The sequence below is a fragment of the Peterkaempfera bronchialis genome (assembly GCF_003258605.2).
Classification (GTDB): domain Bacteria; phylum Actinomycetota; class Actinomycetes; order Streptomycetales; family Streptomycetaceae; genus Peterkaempfera; species Peterkaempfera bronchialis.
Window position 1 is genome coordinate 3,328,581 of record NZ_CP031264.1, and the last position, 17,525, is coordinate 3,346,105.

The 17,525-nt window shown below is 72.3% G+C and carries 14 protein-coding genes; 5 read left to right on the top strand and 9 right to left on the bottom strand.

Annotated features, from left to right (window positions below; translation table 11 throughout):
- Positions 1 to 32 precede the first annotated feature (32 nt).
- The 3 genes from C7M71_RS14745 to C7M71_RS14755 form a co-directional block, all read right to left on the bottom strand.
- The gene (locus tag C7M71_RS14745) at positions 33 to 803 is read right to left on the bottom strand and encodes a 2,3-dihydro-2,3-dihydroxybenzoate dehydrogenase (protein ID WP_111488748.1); all 771 of its coding nucleotides are present in this window, start codon (positions 801 to 803) and stop codon (positions 33 to 35) included.
- Between the two features lie 74 nt (positions 804 to 877).
- A complete protein-coding gene (locus C7M71_RS14750; RefSeq protein WP_407675902.1) occupies positions 878 to 2,092 on the bottom strand; it encodes a 3-deoxy-7-phosphoheptulonate synthase in 1,215 nt (404 codons plus the stop codon).
- 50 nt (positions 2,093 to 2,142) lie between these two features.
- Positions 2,143 to 2,760: a flavodoxin family protein gene (locus C7M71_RS14755; protein WP_111488746.1), complete on the bottom strand. Its 618-nt coding sequence runs from the start codon at positions 2,758 to 2,760 to the stop codon at positions 2,143 to 2,145.
- Between the two features lie 283 nt (positions 2,761 to 3,043).
- Between C7M71_RS14755 and tal the strand changes: the two genes are divergently transcribed.
- The gene (tal, locus tag C7M71_RS14760; protein ID WP_162824251.1) at positions 3,044 to 4,267 is read left to right on the top strand and encodes a transaldolase; all 1,224 of its coding nucleotides are present in this window, start codon (positions 3,044 to 3,046) and stop codon (positions 4,265 to 4,267) included.
- Here the strand turns inward: tal and pabB are convergent.
- Together pabB and C7M71_RS14770 are read right to left on the bottom strand one after the other, a co-directional pair.
- Entirely contained in the window at positions 4,185 to 6,371 is a 2,187-nt protein-coding gene (gene pabB / locus C7M71_RS14765; protein ID WP_111488742.1) for an aminodeoxychorismate synthase component I, read from the bottom strand. The genes tal and pabB overlap by 83 nt on opposite strands.
- Positions 6,372 to 6,387: 16 nt before the next feature.
- Positions 6,388 to 7,152 (bottom strand): methyltransferase domain-containing protein, encoded by a 765-nt coding sequence (locus C7M71_RS14770; protein ID WP_229758728.1) that lies wholly within the window; start codon positions 7,150 to 7,152, stop codon positions 6,388 to 6,390.
- Positions 7,153 to 7,409: 257 nt separating this feature from the next.
- Between C7M71_RS14770 and C7M71_RS14775 the strand changes: the two genes are divergently transcribed.
- Complete coding sequence (locus tag C7M71_RS14775) at positions 7,410 to 9,362, top strand: helix-turn-helix domain-containing protein (protein WP_229758729.1); 1,953 nt, start codon at positions 7,410 to 7,412, stop codon at positions 9,360 to 9,362.
- 4 nt (positions 9,363 to 9,366) lie between these two features.
- On the opposite strand, the gene C7M71_RS14780 is transcribed toward C7M71_RS14775, so the two are convergent.
- From C7M71_RS14780 to C7M71_RS14790, 3 genes are all read right to left on the bottom strand, one after another.
- Complete coding sequence (locus C7M71_RS14780; RefSeq protein ID WP_111488738.1) at positions 9,367 to 10,590, bottom strand: IS701 family transposase; 1,224 nt, start codon at positions 10,588 to 10,590, stop codon at positions 9,367 to 9,369.
- Between the two features lie 259 nt (positions 10,591 to 10,849).
- Positions 10,850 to 11,734, bottom strand: coding sequence for an NAD(P)H-binding protein (locus C7M71_RS14785; protein WP_229758730.1), 885 nt, complete (start codon positions 11,732 to 11,734; stop codon positions 10,850 to 10,852).
- A gap of 69 nt (positions 11,735 to 11,803) precedes the next feature.
- The gene (locus C7M71_RS14790; RefSeq protein ID WP_111488736.1) at positions 11,804 to 12,973 is read right to left on the bottom strand and encodes an acyltransferase family protein; all 1,170 of its coding nucleotides are present in this window, start codon (positions 12,971 to 12,973) and stop codon (positions 11,804 to 11,806) included.
- Positions 12,974 to 13,193: 220 nt separating this feature from the next.
- On the opposite strand from C7M71_RS14790, the gene C7M71_RS14795 reads away from it, so the two are divergent.
- The 3 genes from C7M71_RS14795 (at position 13,194) to C7M71_RS14805 (ending at position 16,596) form a co-directional block, all read left to right on the top strand.
- Positions 13,194 to 14,174 (top strand): NADPH:quinone reductase, encoded by a 981-nt coding sequence (locus C7M71_RS14795; protein WP_111488784.1) that lies wholly within the window; start codon positions 13,194 to 13,196, stop codon positions 14,172 to 14,174.
- Positions 14,175 to 14,208: 34 nt separating this feature from the next.
- Positions 14,209 to 15,675 carry an MFS transporter gene (locus C7M71_RS14800; RefSeq protein WP_111488734.1) on the top strand — a complete coding sequence of 489 codons (1,467 nt, stop codon included), beginning with the start codon at positions 14,209 to 14,211 and terminating at the stop codon, positions 15,673 to 15,675.
- 141 nt (positions 15,676 to 15,816) lie between these two features.
- On the top strand, positions 15,817 to 16,596 hold the full coding sequence (locus tag C7M71_RS14805; protein WP_111488732.1) for an alpha/beta fold hydrolase: 780 nt from the start codon (positions 15,817 to 15,819) through the stop codon (positions 16,594 to 16,596).
- 84 nt (positions 16,597 to 16,680) lie between these two features.
- Here the strand turns inward: C7M71_RS14805 and C7M71_RS14810 are convergent, their stop codons facing one another.
- On the bottom strand, positions 16,681 to 17,436 hold the full coding sequence (locus tag C7M71_RS14810) for a TetR/AcrR family transcriptional regulator (protein ID WP_111488730.1): 756 nt from the start codon (positions 17,434 to 17,436) through the stop codon (positions 16,681 to 16,683).
- Positions 17,437 to 17,525 lie beyond the last annotated feature (89 nt).

The following is a 17,525-nucleotide window of genomic DNA, read 5'->3' on the forward strand; positions in this document are numbered from 1 at the left end:
GGTTCGACTGGCTGTTCTGGTTCGGCCGGCTGCTAGGCACCGAGTCCGGCACCTCCGTCCACGGTGAGGTCGTGCAGGGTGATGTGACCGGCCTCCTCCGAGAGCAGGAAGACGACGGCGTTGGCGATGTCCGAGGGCTCGGCCAGCTTGCCGAGCGGGATGCCGACCCGGTACGCCGACGGGCGGCCCTCGATGGTGCCCCGGCGTCCGCTGTCGTCCTGCCACATGGAGCTGAGCATCCGGGTGTCGGTCGAGCCGGGGGCCACCAGGTTGCAGCGGATGCCGTACCGCGCGACCTCCAGGCCCAGGCTCTTGGTGAAGAGCGTCGCGGCGGCCTTTGACGCGGCGTACGCGGCCATGTCGGTGCGGGGGGTGACGGCGGCGTTGGACGCCACGGTGACGATCGCGCCGCCGCCGCGGGTCACCATCCGGTTGACCACCGCCCGGGAGACGTGGAAGACGCCGTCGACATTGACCGCGAAGGTCGCCCGCCAGTCCTCGTCGGTGAAGTCGCGCACCTCGCCGAGGCGGAGCACCCCGGCCGCGTTGACCAGGTAGTCCAGCGGGCCGAGGCGCTGTTCCGCCGCCTCGACCGCCGCCTCCACGGAGTCGCTGTCGGTCACATCGGCGGGAACGGCCTCGGCGCGGATGCCGTCCGCGACCAGCTTGCCGACGACCTCGGCGAGCCGGTCGGCGTCCCGGTCCACCGCCGCCACCAGGACTCCGCGTTCGCCCAGCGCCCGGACGACGGCGGCGCCGATGCCGCCGGCCGCCCCGGTGACCAGGGCCACCTTGTTCTCCATATGTCGGACCTCCCTACATGCCGGTTCCGGTCGCGAACCGGCGGCAGTTGGTGGGGGATGTCAACGACCACCGGTCAGCCGCGCCAGGCCGAGACCACGGAGATGGCCTGGCCCGGGTTGAGCCTCGGGTCGCAGAAACTCGTGTATGTGTCGCCGACCCGCGCGAGGCCCGACGCGTCGGGTGCGCACTCGGTGACGTCGTCCGGGGTGGTCTCCAGGTGGAGGCCGCCGGCCGTGCCGCCCGCGGTCCGCACGGCGTGCTGGAAGTCCTCGACCTCCCGGACGACGGTCTCCACCAGGCGGGTCTTGAGGCCGTCGGGGGCGGTCACGGTGTTGCCGTGCATCGGGTCGGTGAGCCAGATGACCGGGTGGCCGGAGGCGCGGACCCTGCGGACCAGCGCGGGCAGCCGGTCGGCCGCGAACGCGGCGCCCATCCGGGCGATCAGGGTGAGGCGGCCCGGCTCGCGGTCGGGGTCGAGCAGTTCGCAGAGCCGCAGCAGCTCGTCCGGCGCCATGGAGGGGCCGACCTTGCAGGCGATCGGGTTGGCGACCTGGGAGAGCAGCGCCACATGGGCGCCGTCGAGCTGCCGGGTCCGCTCGCCGATCCAGGGCAGGTGGGTGGAGGCGAGCAGCAGTCCGCCCTCCTCGTCGCGGCGCAGCATGGGGATCTCGTAGTCGAGCAGCAGGGCCTCATGGCTGGTCCACACCGGTGGGCAGATCCCGGACCGGCGGCTCGGGTCGAGCCAGCCGAGGTGGCCCATGGCCTGCCGGGCGGCGTCGTAGCCGGCCAGCAGGCGGCGCGGGTCGGGGATGCGGCGGGCCGGGTCCGGCTCCGGGCTGTTGACCATGTGCCCACGGAAGACCGGGAGTTCGACGCCGCCGCAGTGCTCGGTGGGGTTGGATCTGGGTTTGCCGAACTGGCCGGCCATCCGGCCGATCCGGACCACCGGCCGGCGAGTGACGATCTTCATCACGCCCGCGAGTGCGTCCAGCAGCCCGGCCTTGCGGGCGACATGGCCGCCGCCGCACTCGGCGGGGTCCTCGGCGCAGTCGCCGGCCTGCACCACATGTGCCTCGCCGTCGGCGACCTGGGCCAGCAGTGAGCGCAGTCTGCGGACGTCATGGGCGGCCACGAGTGCCGGGCGGACGGCCAGTTCGTCCTTGACGGCCTGGAGTTCGGTCCGGTCCGGCCAGTCGGGCTGTTGCAGGGCGGGGCGGGCATCGTTCAGTTCCGCGTCCAACTGCTGGAGTTCGGCGGGGAACCGGATGTTGAGCAGGGCGTTGTCCACTATGTCTCCATGGGGTGAATACGCGGTGCGGGGCCCGACCTGCGGTCCGCTCAGCCGGCCTTCAGGGCCCGGGCGAGCGCTGCGACCCGGACGACCCGGCGGGCCTGGTACTCCACGGCGGCCAGGTTCTCCTCGTGCACCCGGCCCGGCTGGTTCCGGGAGACCGCGCTGGTGCCGTACGGGTTGCCGTTCTCGGGTCGGAAGAGCACCGGGTCGGTCGAACCGTTGGCGATGATGAGCGAGCCCCAGTGGCAGAAGGCGTTGTGCAGCGCCAGGATCGTGGTCTCGTGGCCGCCGTGCGGTGCGGAGCCCGAGGTGAAGGCGGAGACCGCCTTGTCGGCCAGACCGCCGGAGATGGAGAGCGGGGCGGTGGTGTCGATGAACCGGGAGACCGCGGCGGCCGGCAGGCCGAACCGGACCGGGGAGCCGATCAGGATGCCGTCCGCCCAGTCCAGGTCGTCCAGGGACGCCTCGGGGAGGTCCCGGGTGCCGGCCCGGTGGGCGGCTGCGGCGTCCTCGGTGCCGGGGACGTGGGTCTCCTCGGCGGGGTCGGCGATCCGGCGCAACCGCACCTCGGCCCCGGCCTTCTCGGCGGCGGTCGCCGCGGCCTCGGCCAGCCTGTGCACATTCCCGGTCGACGAGTAATAGATGACGGCTATGTTGGTCATGGCCATGAACTCCTACGGGTGGCTGCTCGTTCAGCAGATCCTGTGGCGTTCGCGGCGAGGCGGCCAACGGCCCGCGCGGCACTTCGTCAGGTGACCGTCATGTCCTCGGGAACTCCATCAGGTATGCACACCGCTATGCCAGGGAGGACCGGAACCGGCCCGACCTGGGATCGACCTGACATGGATGCCGCCTGCCTGCGCTCCGTGCACAAATTGCTCCTTATCCTCGTGCTCCGAGCGCCATATCCCGGCTGCTGCATAGGTGAGGAGCAGTGATCCCGCTGTGAAGGATGTGAAGGAAACGTCGATCGGACCGGCCACCCCGGGAGACCTGCGGCCCCTGGTCGCGGAGGGTGTCTCCCCCTGGCTGGACGGCATCCACCGAGACCTGATCACCTCCGGGAGCCTGGCGCGGCTGATCGAGGAGACCGGGCTGCGCGGCGCGACCTCCAACCCCGCCGTGCTGGCCGGCTGGCTCCGCCATGACTCCGCCTACCTGGACCAGCTGACCAGGCTGGCCGCCCACGAGGTGTCGGTGGAAGGCGCGGTGTGGGCGGCCTCCGTCCACGATCTGCGGCTGGCCTGCGACGCGCTGCACCCGGTCTTCGAGGAGACCCACGGCTATGACGGCCTGGTCTCCATGGACATGGACCCGAGGATGGCGCACGACCCGGCGGCCACCACCGCCGAGGCGGTCGAGCTGGCCCGCGCGGTGGACCGGCCCAACATGCTGGTGAAGATCCCGGCGACGGCGGAGGGCCTGGTAGCGATCCGGGACTGCATCGGGCTCGGCATCGGCGTGCACGCCACCGGGGTCTTCTCCGTCCAGCGCTACGGGCAGGTCGCGGACGCCTACTTCGCGGGGCTGGAACGCGCCCTGGCGGCCGGCCGGCAGCTCTCCGCGATCCCCTCGGTGGCCTCCCTCCCGGTGGACCGCGCCGACGACGAGATCGACAGCAGGCTGGGAGCGGTGGGCAGCGAGGACGCCCTGGCGCTGCGCGGGCAGGCCGCCCTGGCCACCGCCCGGCTGATGTACCGGGTGTACGAGGAGCGGCTGGGCAGCGCCCGCTGGCGGGCCCTGCGGGCCTCCGGTGCCCGTCCGCAGCGGCTGATGTGGACGGACTCCACCCTGGAGAGCCCGCCGCTGGCGCGGACCCGCTATGTCGAGGTGCTGATCTCTTGGGGCACCGTGCACGCGATGACGCAGCCCATCGTGGAGGAGGCGGCCCGGTACCTCCGGCTGCGCGGCGACACGCTGATGGGGCAGCACGAGGCGGCCCAGGGTGTGCTCGACAAGCTGGGCCGCCTCGGCATCTCGTACGACGCCGTGGTGCGCAAGCTGGAGTCCACCAGCGTGACGAGCCTGGTGGACTCCTGGCTGCGGCTGCTGGAGGCGGTCGGCGCGCAGTTGCGCGCCGCAGCCGTCAACCCGTCGCCAGCACGGCCTCGTCCTGGTGGCCCGGCGACACCCGGTACACCGGCCCATGCGGAGTCCGCCGACTCCTGACCGGGAACCCGGCGCCGGTGGCCGGGAACTCATCGCCGGCGGCCGGGAACTCGCCGCCGGTCAGCGCCGCCAGCGGTGCGGCCTTGACGACCGTCTCCTGGTACTCCGCCTCCGCGTCCGAGAGCGCGATGACCGCCCCGCCGACCCCGTAGCGGACCCGCCCCGGGGTCACCACGGCCGTGCGGATCACCACGCTGAGATCGGCCGCCCCGGTGAGTGAGAAGTAGCCGATGGCACCGGAGTAGACCCCGCGCGGGCCGCCTTCGAGGCGGTCCAGGATCTGCATGGTGCGGCGCTTGGGCGCCCCGGTCATCGAGCCGGGCGGGAAGGCCGCCCGGACGCAGTCGACCGGGGACCGGTCGTCCCGCAGGGTGGCCCGAACGGTGCTCACCAGCTGGTGGGCCTGGGCGTAGGTCTCGACCCGGAAGATCTCCTCGGCGTCGACCGACCCCACCCTGGCGCACCGTCCGAGGTCATTGCGGACCAGGTCGACGATCATCAGGTTCTCGGCCCGGTCCTTCTCGCTGGCCGCCAGGTCGGCGGCCAGCTCCCGGTCCTGCTGCGGGGTGTCCCCGCGCGGCCGGGTCCCCTTGATCGGCCGTGACTCGGCCCGGCCGTCCCGGTCGATCCGCAGGAACCGCTCCGGGGAGGTGCTGAGCACCGAGGTCCGGCCGAACTGGAGCAGGGCGGCGAACGGCGCCGGGCTGATCCTGCGCAGATACCGGTAGCCCTCCCAGGGGTCGAGCCGTCCGCGCAGCTCCAGCATGTTGGTGAGGCAGATCTCGTAGGTCTCCCCGGCGGCGATCTCCTGCCGGCACTCGGCTATCAGGTCCAGATAGGCCGCGTGGTCGTGGCGGAGGGAGACCGGGCCGAGCGGTGGCGGTGGCGCGGCGAGTCCGAGGCTGCTGCCGACCGCGTCGGCGAGCTGCCCGGCGGCCGTCTCCAGCCAGGTCCGGGCGTCGCTCTCGTCGCCCTCCTCGGCGAGCGCGAGCAGATGGCTGGTGCCGGTGGCGTGGTCGAGCACCAGAGCGCGCCCGCTGAAGACCATGACCGCGTCGGGCTGGTCGGAGCGGTGCGCCCGGTCACCGCCGCACTCCGCCTTGAGCTCGTAGCCGAGGTAGCCGACCCAGCCGAGCGCGAAGTCGAAGGGCAGGTCGGGCACCTCGGCGGCGGTCTCCGCCAGGTCGCGGTCCAGCCAGTCCAGGAACGCCCCCTGCACCACCTCGGTGGAGGCCGCGTCGCGGACCACCACGGTGCCGCTCCAGGCGTCCGCCGTGGCCACCCGGCCCAGCGGCCCCGAGGCGTCACCCATGATCGAGAACCGGCCCTGGGACTCGTCCGGGCGGCTGCTGTCCAGCCAGTAGGCGTGCGGGCCGCCCCGGAAGAGCCGGTCATAGGCGACCTCGTCCTCCCACCGGGTGGCCAGCGTCCGGGTGAGCACCCGCAGCCGGCGCCGGGGCAGGAAGCGGCGGTCCGGCTCGGGCAGCGGGCGGCGCGCTCCGCGCGGGGCCCTCCCGACCGTACGGGCGTGCTCCTGGGAGAGGTCGCGGAAGTTCTCCAGCAGCCGGTGCCCGTAGCTGCCGCCGATCGACTCGGGGTGGAACTGCACGCCCCAGAGCGGGCGTTCCCGGTGGCGCAGGCCCATCACGATGCCGTCCCTGGTCCAGGCGGTGCCCTCCAGCTCCGGCGACAGCCGGTCGACGGCCAGCGAGTGGTACCGGACCACCTCGAACGGCGACGGCAGGCCCGCGAAGAGGTCGCCGCCGGAGTGGAGCACGGCGGAGACCCGGCCGTGGTACGGCTCCGGGGCTCGGGAGACCCGGCCGCCGTGCAGCGCCGCGATCCCCTGGTGGCCCAGGCACACCCCCAGCGTCGGCACCTCGCCGTGTTGCAGGATCTCCCGGCAGAGGCCGAAGTCGGCGCTCCGCCCGGGGTCCCCGGGCCCGGGTGAGAGGACCACATTGTCGAAGGCGTCGAGGTGGCGGTGGTCCCAGGACGGATCGTCGTTCACGACGACCTCGGGCTCCTCGCCATTCACCTCGGCCAGGTAGTGGAACAGGTTGTAGGTGAACGAGTCGTAGTTGTCGACCAGCAGCGTACGCACCGTCTTCCCACCCTCCTCAGCGCTGCCGACGGCCCTGCTCGGGCACCGTCTCGGTCTCGGTCCGTATCCCCGGGACGTGCGGCCGCTGCGGCCGCTGCGCCACCTCGATCAGCATGTGCTGCACCTCGTGCTCGCCCTCCTGGACCGGCAGCACCCGCAGCATCCGCAGCGCCCGGCCGCACTCGCCGGCGATCCGCAGCAGGCTGACCAGGTCGCCCCGGCTGGAGAAGTGCAGCAGCACCGACCCGTTCGGGGCCAGCCGGCCCGGCGCCTCGGCCAGGAAGCGCCGGTGCGCCTGGTAGCCGGCGTCCACATAGGCCCGCTCGTGGATGTCCTGGTAGTCGTAGCCCTCGGGCGCCATCACATAGTTGGAGCTCCAGAAGACGGTGTCGAACCGCTCCTCGGGGTCGAGCCCCGCGAACAGGTCGCCCTGCACCGTACGGACCCGGTCGGCCACACCGTGCCGCGCCGCGTTGAGGGCCGCGTTCTCCGCCGCCGTCCGGCTGATGTCCGAGGCGACCACCCGCTCGCAGCCGGCCAGCGCGGCGGCCACGGCGATGATGCCGGTGCCGCAGCCGATCTCCAGGACCGAGCCCCGCGCCGAGGGCGAGGGCCCGGCCAGCCCGAGCAGGTCCAGGGCGACCGCTGTCGACGGGGAGTCCGACGGAGCGAACACTCCCGGCAGCAGATCCCACTCGCGCTCCAGCATCGTGAACGTCGACGCCCCCGCCCGGCGCATCCGCGAGAGGCGGCTCCGCTCAAGCGAGCGCCTGTAGTCCATGACGTCCAGCATCATTTGGTCTCCCCACAGCTCACCGGCTGTTCGCCGCCCGCCGTCTGCTTGCGGTGCACAACCCTCACCAAAGCGCGGGCGTAGCGGAAGGTGATGCGGCAACACACCGGGTGACGAGCAGGGGTGGCCAGGACACCGGTGGGCTCAGCACCACCCCTTGACCGAGGCTTGACGAACGTATCCCTCGGCGCATAGCGTCCGATGACAGGGCGTCACTCAGTGCTGCGGCTCCGGGGGGAGACATGATGACGCGCGGGCCGGCGGACACGGTTGCATTCAACGTCCTGGAACTCCTGGCCAGCGAGGCGCCGGTCGCCCAGTTCGAGGAACTGGTGGAGGGGGCCCGTCGGCGCTGCACCTCCAGCGAGGACCTGGAGACGCTGCAACGGCTCAAGCAGCTCGGCCTGAGCATCCGCACCCAGTCCAAGCGCCGCAAGCAGCGCGAGGCCGGCCTCTCCGCACTGGTGGACACCGCCCGTGACCTGGCCATGCCGTACGACCTGGACACCCTGCTCAAGGTCATCACCCGGCGGGCCCGGCTGCTGCTCGGCGTCGACATGTCCTACATCAGCTTCCCCGACGACGAGCACGGCTATATCTACATCCGCACCTCCGACGGGCACACCTCGACGCTCAGCGTGGGGCTCCGGCTGCCCGACGGCTCGGGCCTCGGCAGCAGTGTGCTGGCCAGCCCCGCCCCCTTCTGGACCGCCGACTACCTGGTGGACGAGCGGATCCCGCACAGCCCGGTGATCGACGAAGTGGTCCGGGCGGAGGGGCTGCACGCCATCATGGGCGTACCGCTCAGCCACCGCACCCGGCCGTTCGGCGTGCTCTATGTCGCCGACCGGAACGTCCGCCACTTCACCACCGACGAGATCGCCCTGATGAGCTCGCTCGGCGACCTCGCCGGAGTCGCCATCGAGAAGGCCCGGCTGCTCGACCAGTCCACCGCGACCGTCTCCGCCCTGGAGCTCCAGAGCTCCAGAACCGAGGCCGGCCTCCAGGAAGTACGCGAACTCAGCGACATCCACCATCTGCTGATCTCCCTTGCGCTCAGCGGCGGCGACCCGCACGCGCTGGGCCGCGAGGCCAGCCGGCAGCTCGACGCCGGGGTGCGGGTGTACGCCTTCGACGGCACCCTGCTCGCCACCGCCGGCGAACTGCCCCGGCCGGACGAGGACACGGTGGTCTCGGCCACCATGGACGCCCATGCGGCGCACAGCCCGATCCGGCTGCCCGGCGGCCTGTGGGCGGCCCCCATCTCGGCGGGCACCGCCAACCTCGGCACCCTGCTGCTCCGCCCCGCCCTCCCCCAGTCGGACCGCGGCGAGCAGATCTCCCGGCTGGTCGCCCAGGCGATGGCGGTCCCGCTGCTGCTGGAGAGCAACCGCGCCGCCACGGCCGTCGGCCATGTCCGCGACGAGCTGCTGGACGAGTTACTGAGCAACCAGCAGCGACCCCCGCAGCAGCTGGCATTACGGGCACGCCGGCTCGGCATCGACCTGAGCACCCCGCATGTCCTGGTGATCGCCAGACCCGAGGGTGAGGCCCGGGGCAAGGTCGCCACCTGGGCGTCCCTGTACGCCCACCGGATGGGCGGCCTCAAGCGGGTGGACAACGGCCGGGCCGTGCTGCTGCTCCCCGGCACCGACCCCGGAGCGGCCGCCCGCGCGGTCTCCGAGGAGCTCACCTCCCTGCTCGGCCACCCGGTGACGGTCAGCGCCGCAGGACCGGCCTCGGACCCGACCTCGGTCTTCCACAGCTACCACGAGGCACTGCGCTACCTGGACGCGATGACCTCGCTCGGCGCCGTCGGCCGCTCCGCCTCGGCCCGCGAACTGGGCTTCATCGGCGTCCTGCTGGCCGACAACCACGATGTCGAGGGGTTCATCGACTCCACCATCGGCCCGGTGCTCGACTACGACCAGCAGCGGCTCACCGAACTCGCCCGCACCCTGGACGCCTACTTCGAGACCGGCAACAGCCCCACCTATGCCTCGCAGAAGCTGCATGTGCACCCCAACACGGTGGCCCGCCGACTGGAGCGGATCAGCGAACTGCTGGGCCCCGAGTGGCAGAAGCCCGAGCGGGCCTTCGAGATCCAACTGGCGCTGAAGCTCTCCCGGATCCGCCGGATCCTGCTGGACCGCACCCCGCGCTCGGCCGAGGACGGAACGGCCGACCACGGCGGCTGAGCGGTCAGGACGCGCGGCCCAGCCGCCCGTCCACCCCGCCCCCGCTCAGCGCGGCCACCGCGTGCGCGGCCGAGGCCAGCGTGATGTGGCGGTGCCACCCGCTGAACGACCGCCCGGCGAAGTCCCGGATACCCACCCGGTCGGCGATCCGGGCGCAGTCCAGGTCGACGCGGTCGATCAGCCGCCCCAACCGGAGCAGCGCCGCCGGCTGGACGTCCACCAGATCGGTCAGCCACAGCTCGGTGGTGCGCTGCCGACCCGGCACGCTCACGCCCAGCAGCAGCCACTCCCCGCCGCGCACCCCCGCGACCGCCCTGGCCGACTGCGCCGGCACCCGGACCCGGACCGCCGCCACCAGGCTGGTGCGCACCCCGCCGCCGGTGTGGGCGGACCACACCACCGGACGCCGCAGATCCCGGGCGGCCGCCATCAGCTGGTACGCCGGGGCCGGCTCGGCCATCCGGCCGTGCGCCACCGGTCCGGCCAGGGCGAGCGGCAGCGACCCGCTGATCCTGGCCAGCAGCGGCACCCGCCCCGCCCGCAGCCTGCGGATGGTGCGCAGGGCGTCGGTGTCGCGCGCGTCCAGCACCACCGGCCGGTTCGGCAGGCCCCAGCGGGCCGGCAGGCCGAGGACCACCTCGACCGCGCAGTCTCCCAGGGTCTCCGCGTCGGCCTCGTCCGGGATCAGCGCCTGGCTGCGCCGCGGTTCGTCGTCGAGCCAGGTCTCCGGGAGGTGCAGCCGCCAGTTGACCGGGCAGCTCAGCTCCTCCGAGGCGGCCCACACCCCCACCGCCTGCTGGGCGTTGAGCACCTGCCCGAGTGCCGGGATGAAGCGGCGGTCCACCCCGACGGAGTGGTCCCCGGCCTTGGGGATCACCATCGGGCGGACCACCCATGCCTGCGGCGGGGCGATCCGGGCGAGGTGCTGGGCGAGGGCCTGCCGGACCGGATTCCAGTCCCAGGTGGAGCTGGTGATGAAGTGGTGCAGGCTCTGCTCCGCCGCCTGCCCGCCGACCACCGTGGCGATGTTCCGTATCGACTTGCGGCCCTGCGCCTCCAGCAGGCCGCGCACATACTGCGCGCCCTTGTGCCGTTGGTCGCTGCGGGGCAGCGACGCGAAGAGCACGGAGCAGAACTCCGGGAGCAGGACGTCGTGGGAGGCGTGGTCGAAGGCCGGTGTGCGACTCTCTTCCAGGGCATCCCCGGTGTGCAGGGCCAGGCCGCTCATGGAAACCCCTCAGCTGGACGGATGGCTGGTGCTCGCCGTCTCTCAAGCTAGGTATCCGGGCCCGTCCCGCTAAGGTGCACAGCTCACCTGCCTGACCCCGGCGATGGTGGCCGCACCACCATCGCGACCCCGGGGCGGGCCGGGATCGCGCCGGTCGGCGCGGTCCGCGGTGGTCCGCACACCATGAGGCTCCCGTGGGTGGGCGGCGGACCGAGGTCCGCCGCCCACCCACGGGAGCCCGTCCGCCAGGACCCGCCGGTCAGGGGGTGAAGGCCGCCGCGTGGTCCGCCACCCACTCGGCGAAGGTGCGGGCCGGGCGTCCGGTGATCCGCTCCACGGTGTCGGAGAGATGGGTCGGGATGCCGTCGGAGTGGGCCCAGTAGCCGACCACCGCGTCCATCACCCAGACCGGCACGATCGGTGCCAGCGCCTCCCTGGCCTCGGCCTCGGTCAGCTCCTCGAACTCCAGCGGTCGGCCGATCACCTCGGAGATGATCTCCAGCTGGCGGCGCTGCGTCACCGACTCGGGCCCGCTGAGGAAGTACGCCCGGTTCTCGTGGCCGGGCCCGGTGAGCGCGGCGACCGCGACGGCGGCGATGTCCTTCTCGTGGATCACGTCGCTGTGCGACTCGGGGTAGGGGAAGCGCACCCTGCCCTCGGCCCGGATGGACTCCGGCCAGCCCCACATCAGGATGTTGGTGGCGAAGTTGTGCGGTCGCAGGAAGGTGTAGGGGATCCCGGAGGCGACGATCGCTTCCTCGACGGCCTGGTGCATCTCGGTGATCGGCTTCTGCTCGGGGAAGGCGTCCACCACGGTCTGCGAGGAGAGCAGCACGATCTGGCGGACGCCGGCGGCCCGGGCCGCGTCCAGGAAGTCCGCGATGCCCTGCGGCACGGCGTAGAGGAAGACCTTGGCGACGCCGTCCAGTGCGGCCTTCAGCGTCTCCGGCTGGAGCAGGTCCGTCCGCACCACCTCCACCGAGTCGGGCAGCGAGAGCTTCTCGGGGTTGCGGGCACCGGCCCGGACCGCTGCCCCGGCGTCGAGGAGCTGCTCGACCACGGAGGCGCCGACCTGACCGCCCGCGCCGATGACCAGGACCTTGTCCAGGACCTTGTCCAGGGGCTTGTTCACGGGCTTGTTCACGGGGATCTCCTTGGGTGGCGTTCTGCTGGTGGGGTGCTGGGCGGGGTTCTGCGTGAGGTGTGCCGGGGTTCAGCCGAGTCGGCTGCGGCGGCGCGGCTTGGAGAAGCGCCGCGTGATCGGTGCCTCGACCAGGGCGTACAACGCCCAGGAGAGCAGCACGCTGACGGCGGCCGCGCCGATCAGCAGACCGATGGTGGCGGGAACGGAGAACATCCTGGCGCCCAACAGCTCGCGGAGGTAGGCCAGCACGATGAAGTGCAGCAAGTAGAAGGCGAAGGAGATCTCGCCGAGCCAGGTCATCGCCCGGTTGCGGAAGAGGGTGAACCGGTTCTCGTTGTCCGCGAGGGCGGCGGCGGCGATCAGCAGCACGACCGGGACGATGGTGGCGGCACGCTGGCCGTAGAGGTACGGCACATAGCGGGTGAGGGCGTAGCCGGCGACCAGCAGCAGGCTCGACCAGACCATGCCGATGTTGCGCCAGCGGCCGTTCCGCACCGCGAGGGCGGCCAGGATGCCGAGGGCGAAGTCCATCATGCGGACCGGCGGCAGCACATAGGCGAACCAGTACTGCACCACCGAGCTGGCGTCACCGCCGGGGATGCCGGGGGTGTCGGGCAGCAGTGCGTAGGCGGCGAGCGGGGTGGCGACGATGCCGGCGACCACTCCGCCGATCCAGTACTTCAGGTGCTGCGGGCGGATGCGCCGGCAGGCGCCGTACAGCAGCGGGAAGGCCAGGTAGAAGACGGCCTCCGCACCGAGCGACCAGCTCGGCGGGTCCACGCTGAAGTAGGTGTTGAAGTCGGGTATCCACGACTGGACCATCAGCAGGTTGGCGAGCGCGGTGCGCATCGGGGTGTAGGCGCCAGCGAAGACCACCATCGCCAGGACCCAGGCGATCACGTAGTTCGGGTAGATCTTGACGAATCTCCGCCGCCAGAAGTGCGTCGCGGTGTCGCCCTTTCTCGCCGACCAGGCGAGGACGAAGCCGCTGAGGACGAAGAAGAAGGTGACCCCGAGCCCGCCCGCCTGGCCGGCGAGCCTGGTGAAGCCCGTCTCGGCGCCGTCGTCGGCGAGCAGCCGCAGCGAGGGGATCGGCAGGGCGGCGTGGTAGAGGAACACCGCCAGTGCGGCCGGGAACCGCAGGCCGGTCAGCGAGGGCAGCCGATGGGTGAAGGAACGCTTCGGCGGCGCTGTGTCGGCGGTGCCGACCGGGTCGGCGAGAAGTTGGTCAGTGGCCACGGGAAACCGTCCTTGCGGGTGGGGTGCCTGAGGTGTCCGGGTTTGGTGGGTGCTGTCCCGGCGATGAGTAAACTACACGGTGCAGTCGACTAACTGCACTGGCCGGTGTAGCATCTATGTCAGGTCGGCCCACGCCGAAAGCCCTTCGGGCCCAGGGGAGTTGACGAACGATGAGCCGACCGGGCCGCGAGCCCCGCTTCCTCCAGGAGGATCTGTGGTCATGCGCGCAGCCTTCATCGAGCAGCTGGGTCCACCGCAGAACATCCGCTACGGCCAGGTGCCCTCACCGGCTCCGGGTCCGACCGACGTCCTGGTGGACGTCACCGCGGTCTCGGTCAACCCGGTGGACACCTTCGTCCGCTCGGGCGTATTCCGGACCCCGGTCCCCTTCCCCTTTGTGATCGGCCGCGATCTGGTCGGCCGGGTCGCGGCGGCCGGCCCCGGCGCCCCGGGCTTCTCCGTCGGCGACCGGGTCTGGTGCAACAGCCTCGGCCACGGCGGCCGGCAGGGCGCCGCAGCCGAACGGGCCGTGGTCCCGGCGGACCGGCTGTACCACCTGCCGCCGGGGGTGGACGAGGCCGAGGCGGTCGCTGTGGTGCACCCCGCCGCCACCGCCTATCTCGCCCTGGTCACCCACGGCCGGGTGCGCGCCGGCGACAACGTCCTGGTCGGCGGCGCCGCCGGCAACGTCGGCAGTGCGCTGGTGGTGCTGGCCGCCCAGGCCGGGGCACGCGTGATCGCCACGGCGAGCGCCCAGGACGCCGAGTACTGCCGCTCCCTGGGGGCGGCGGAGGTCGTCGACTACCGCGACCCCGAGCCGGACCGGCGGATCAGAGACCTCTGCCCCGACGGCGTCGATGTCCACCTCGACACCTCAGGGCGGAACGACCTCGGCACCGCCGTGGCCCTCCTCGCCCCGCGCGGCCGCATCGTGCTGCTGGCCGGGGCCAGGTCACGCCCGGTGCTGCCCGCCGGGCAGCTCTATATGAAGGACGGCTCGATCACCGGGTTCGCCATCTCGCACGCCACCGCCGCCGAACTCGCCGAGGCCGCCACCACCGTCAACCGGCTGCTGGCCGCGAAGCTGCTCCGCCCGCGGTCCCTGCGGCAGCTCCCGCTCGGCGCTGCGGCGGAGACCCACCACCGCCTGGAACAGGGCGAGTTGAACGGCAAACGGATCGTCCTGCGCACCGACCTGTGACACCCGTCCGCCCCTCACCATCGAAAGGCATCCCATGTCTCCGTCAGCCGCAGGCGCCGACCAGGCGTCCCGGCAGCGCCGCTCGGGCCTGACCCTGGCCCTGCTGGCGTTCGCCCAACTGATCGTCTCCATCGACTACAACATCGTCTATGTGGCGCTCCCCGAGATCGGCAGCGGCCTCGGCTTCTCCGCGCAGAACCTCCAGTGGGTGGTCAGCGCCTACGCGGTCGCATTCGGCGGCTTCCTGCTCTTCGGCGGCCGGGCCTCCGACCTCTTCGGCCGCCGCCGGATGTTCGTCCTGGGCCTGCTGCTGTACGCGGCCTCCTCGCTGATCGGCGGCCTGGCCACCGCCTCCGGCCTGCTGATCGCGGCGCGCGCCCTCCAGGGCCTCGGCGGCGCCTTCCTCTTCCCCGCCACCCTGGCGCTGGTCGTCACCAGCTTCGCGGAGGGCCGCGAACGCAACCGGGCGCTCTCCGTCTGGGCGGCCGCCGGCGCCAGCGGCATGGTCATCGGCTCGCTGCTCGGCGGCGTGCTGACCCAGGCATTCGGCTGGGAAGCGGTCTTCTTCGTCAATGTCCCGCTGGCCGGCGGCGCCGCGATCCTCGCCTTCTCGCTGATCGCCCCGGACGGCCCTCGCGGCCAGGGCCGCGCCTTCGACCTGCCGGGCGCGCTGACCGCCACCCTGGGCGCGACCCTGGTGGTCTTCACCCTGGTCCAGGCCCCGGCCTCCGGCTGGACCTCGCCGCTCATCCTCACCAGCGCCGTCGCCGGCCTCGCCCTGGTGGCCGCCTTCCTGGTGATCGAGTCCCGCAGCAGCGACCCGCTGATGCCGCTCCGGCTCTTCCGGAACCGCAATCTGGGCACCGGCGTGGTCACCACCTTCCTCTTCATGGCGACCTTCGGCACCCTGCTCTACTTCCTGACCGTCTACTTCCAGAATGTGCACGGCTACAGCGCCCTGGGCACCGGCGTGGCCTTCCTGATCCCGATGGCCTGCGGCTTCCTCGGCTCCATGCTCGGCGGTCGGCTGGCCACCCGGTTCGGCATCCGCTCCACCCTGATCGGCAGCTTCGTCCTGGGCGCGGCCGGCACCGCCGCCATGGCGCTCTCCATGTCGCCCGAGGGCTCGTACGCCGCGCTGCTCCCCGGCCTGATCGTGCTCAGCGTCTGCCAGGGCGTCATCTTCACCACCATGTTCGCCGCCGCCTCCACCGGCGTCGCCCCCTACGACCAGGGCATCGCCTCCGGCATCGTCTCCACCGGCCAGCAGGTCGGCAGCGCGGTCGGCCTGGCCGTCCTGGTCGCCATCGCCAACGCCGGCACCAGCGGCCGCACCGGCGAGGCGCTGCGGATCGCCACCACCCACGGGCTGCGCACCGCCGTCCTGGTCGCCACCGCGGGCATCGTGCTGCTGATCCTGGTGGCGCTCAACTTCGCGCGCACCCCGAAGCAGGCCGAGGCCGCCGCCGCCGAAGAGCCCGTCCTCGCCGCGCACTCCTGACCTCTTATCAGCACAACTCTGGTGGTCGGTAGACGACTTGACAGGTTATCGGCCGCTACGGGCCGTACCGTCCGGCCGCTGGGTTCAATGAAGAACGACACCAGATCGCACCGGCACATCCCCATGAAGGAGCACATCCACATGCCTACCGTCTCTGCTGGCAACGCCCGCGTGCACTACCGCGAGGACGGCTCCGGCCCGGGCCTGGTCTTTGTGCATGGCACCGGCTTCGGTTCCGAGGGCACCTGGGGCCACCTGGTCGAGCACTTCACCGACCGCCGTACCGTGATCCTTCCGGACTTCGCGGGCTGCGGCGAGACCCAGGACGACGGCGGTGAGCTGACCGCCGAGCTGCTCGCCGAGCAGATCGCCGGTGTGATCGAGGAGGCCGGCAACGGGCCGGTCGACCTGGTCGGCTTCTCGCTCGGCTCCGTGGTCGCGGCCACCGTCGCGGCCACCCGCCCCGACCTGGTCCGCCGACTGGTGCTGACGGCCGGCTGGTCCCACCCGCACGACGAGTACCTGCGCAACCACATGACCACCTGGCGCGGCACCAAGGGCGACGCGGACGCCTTCGGCCGCTTCGGCACGCTCACCGCCTTCAGCCGGACCTTCCTCAACACCCTGGGCAGCGAGCAGGTCGAGGGCATCATCAAGGGCAACCAGCCCACCGAGGGCGCCCTCCGCCACATCGACCTCAATCTGCGCGTCGACATCCGCGAGCTGCTGCCGAAGATCCAGGCCCCGACCCTGGTGATCGGGTGCACCCAGGACGCCACCATCCCGGTCGAGCTCGTCCGCGAGCTGCACGCCGGGATCGAGGGCAGCAGCTACGCCGAGCTCGACAGCGGCCATGTGGTCGTCTTCGAGAAGCCCGCCGAATTCGTCCAGCTGGTCCAGGAGTTCATCCACCAGGACTGAGCCGCCGCCTGCGCTGGCACCCGCCGCCCCCATCCGGGAGAACCCCCGTCTCCCGCGTGGGGGCGGCTGCCTTCGCCCGCCCGGTCACGGCACGGCGGGGCCTGCTTCGGCGCCGTCCGCGGGGGTGGCTTCGGGGTCGGCTTCGGAGGTGGCTTCGGGGTCGGCTTCAGAAGTGGCGAGGAGGGAGGTCAGCAGGGCCCCGAGGTTGCGGGTGAACTCGTCGTGCCGGGTGGCGGCGTCGGGGATATGCGGCACGCAGCGGGCGAGGGCGGGGAGCCGTACCGGGTCGGCGGAGGCGAAGGCCCGCTGGCGCTGGTTGGGCTCGCGGGGCGGCGCCAGGGGGTGCTGGTCGAACAGTTCGCCCAGCACCAGTTGCCAGCAGGTACGGAAGGCGGCCAGGGCCGACCGGGGGGCCAGTCCGGCGGCCAGGAAGTCGGCAAGGCAGGCGTCGTTGAAGGCGAGCGCCCGCTCGGCGACCATCTCGCCCCGGATCAGGATGTGCAGCACCCAGACGTGGTCGGCCATATAGGCGTGGGCGTCCAGGAGGCGCCGGAGCAGCCGCGCGCGGGGGGTGCCGCCGGGCACCTCCACGGGCAGTCCGGCGGCGATCTGCTCCAGGATCGCCAGCAGCAGGGCATCGCGGTCGGTGACATGGCGGTAGAGCGAGGTCGGCGCGGTGCCGAGTTCGGCGGCGACGGCGCGCATGGTGAGGGCGTCCAGGCCGTCCCGTTCGATCACCCGCCGCCCGGCGGCGACGACGCCGCCGGTGGTGAGGCCGGGCCGGGGGCGGCCGCGCAGGCGGCCTCGGCCGGGCTCGACGGGTCCCGTGCGCTCGAACATGACCCCATGGTCTCAGAACCCCCTTGCCGAGCCCCCTCTCCGCGCGGTTAAGTTAGGCATACCTAACGCGAACTATGTACGCATCGGGA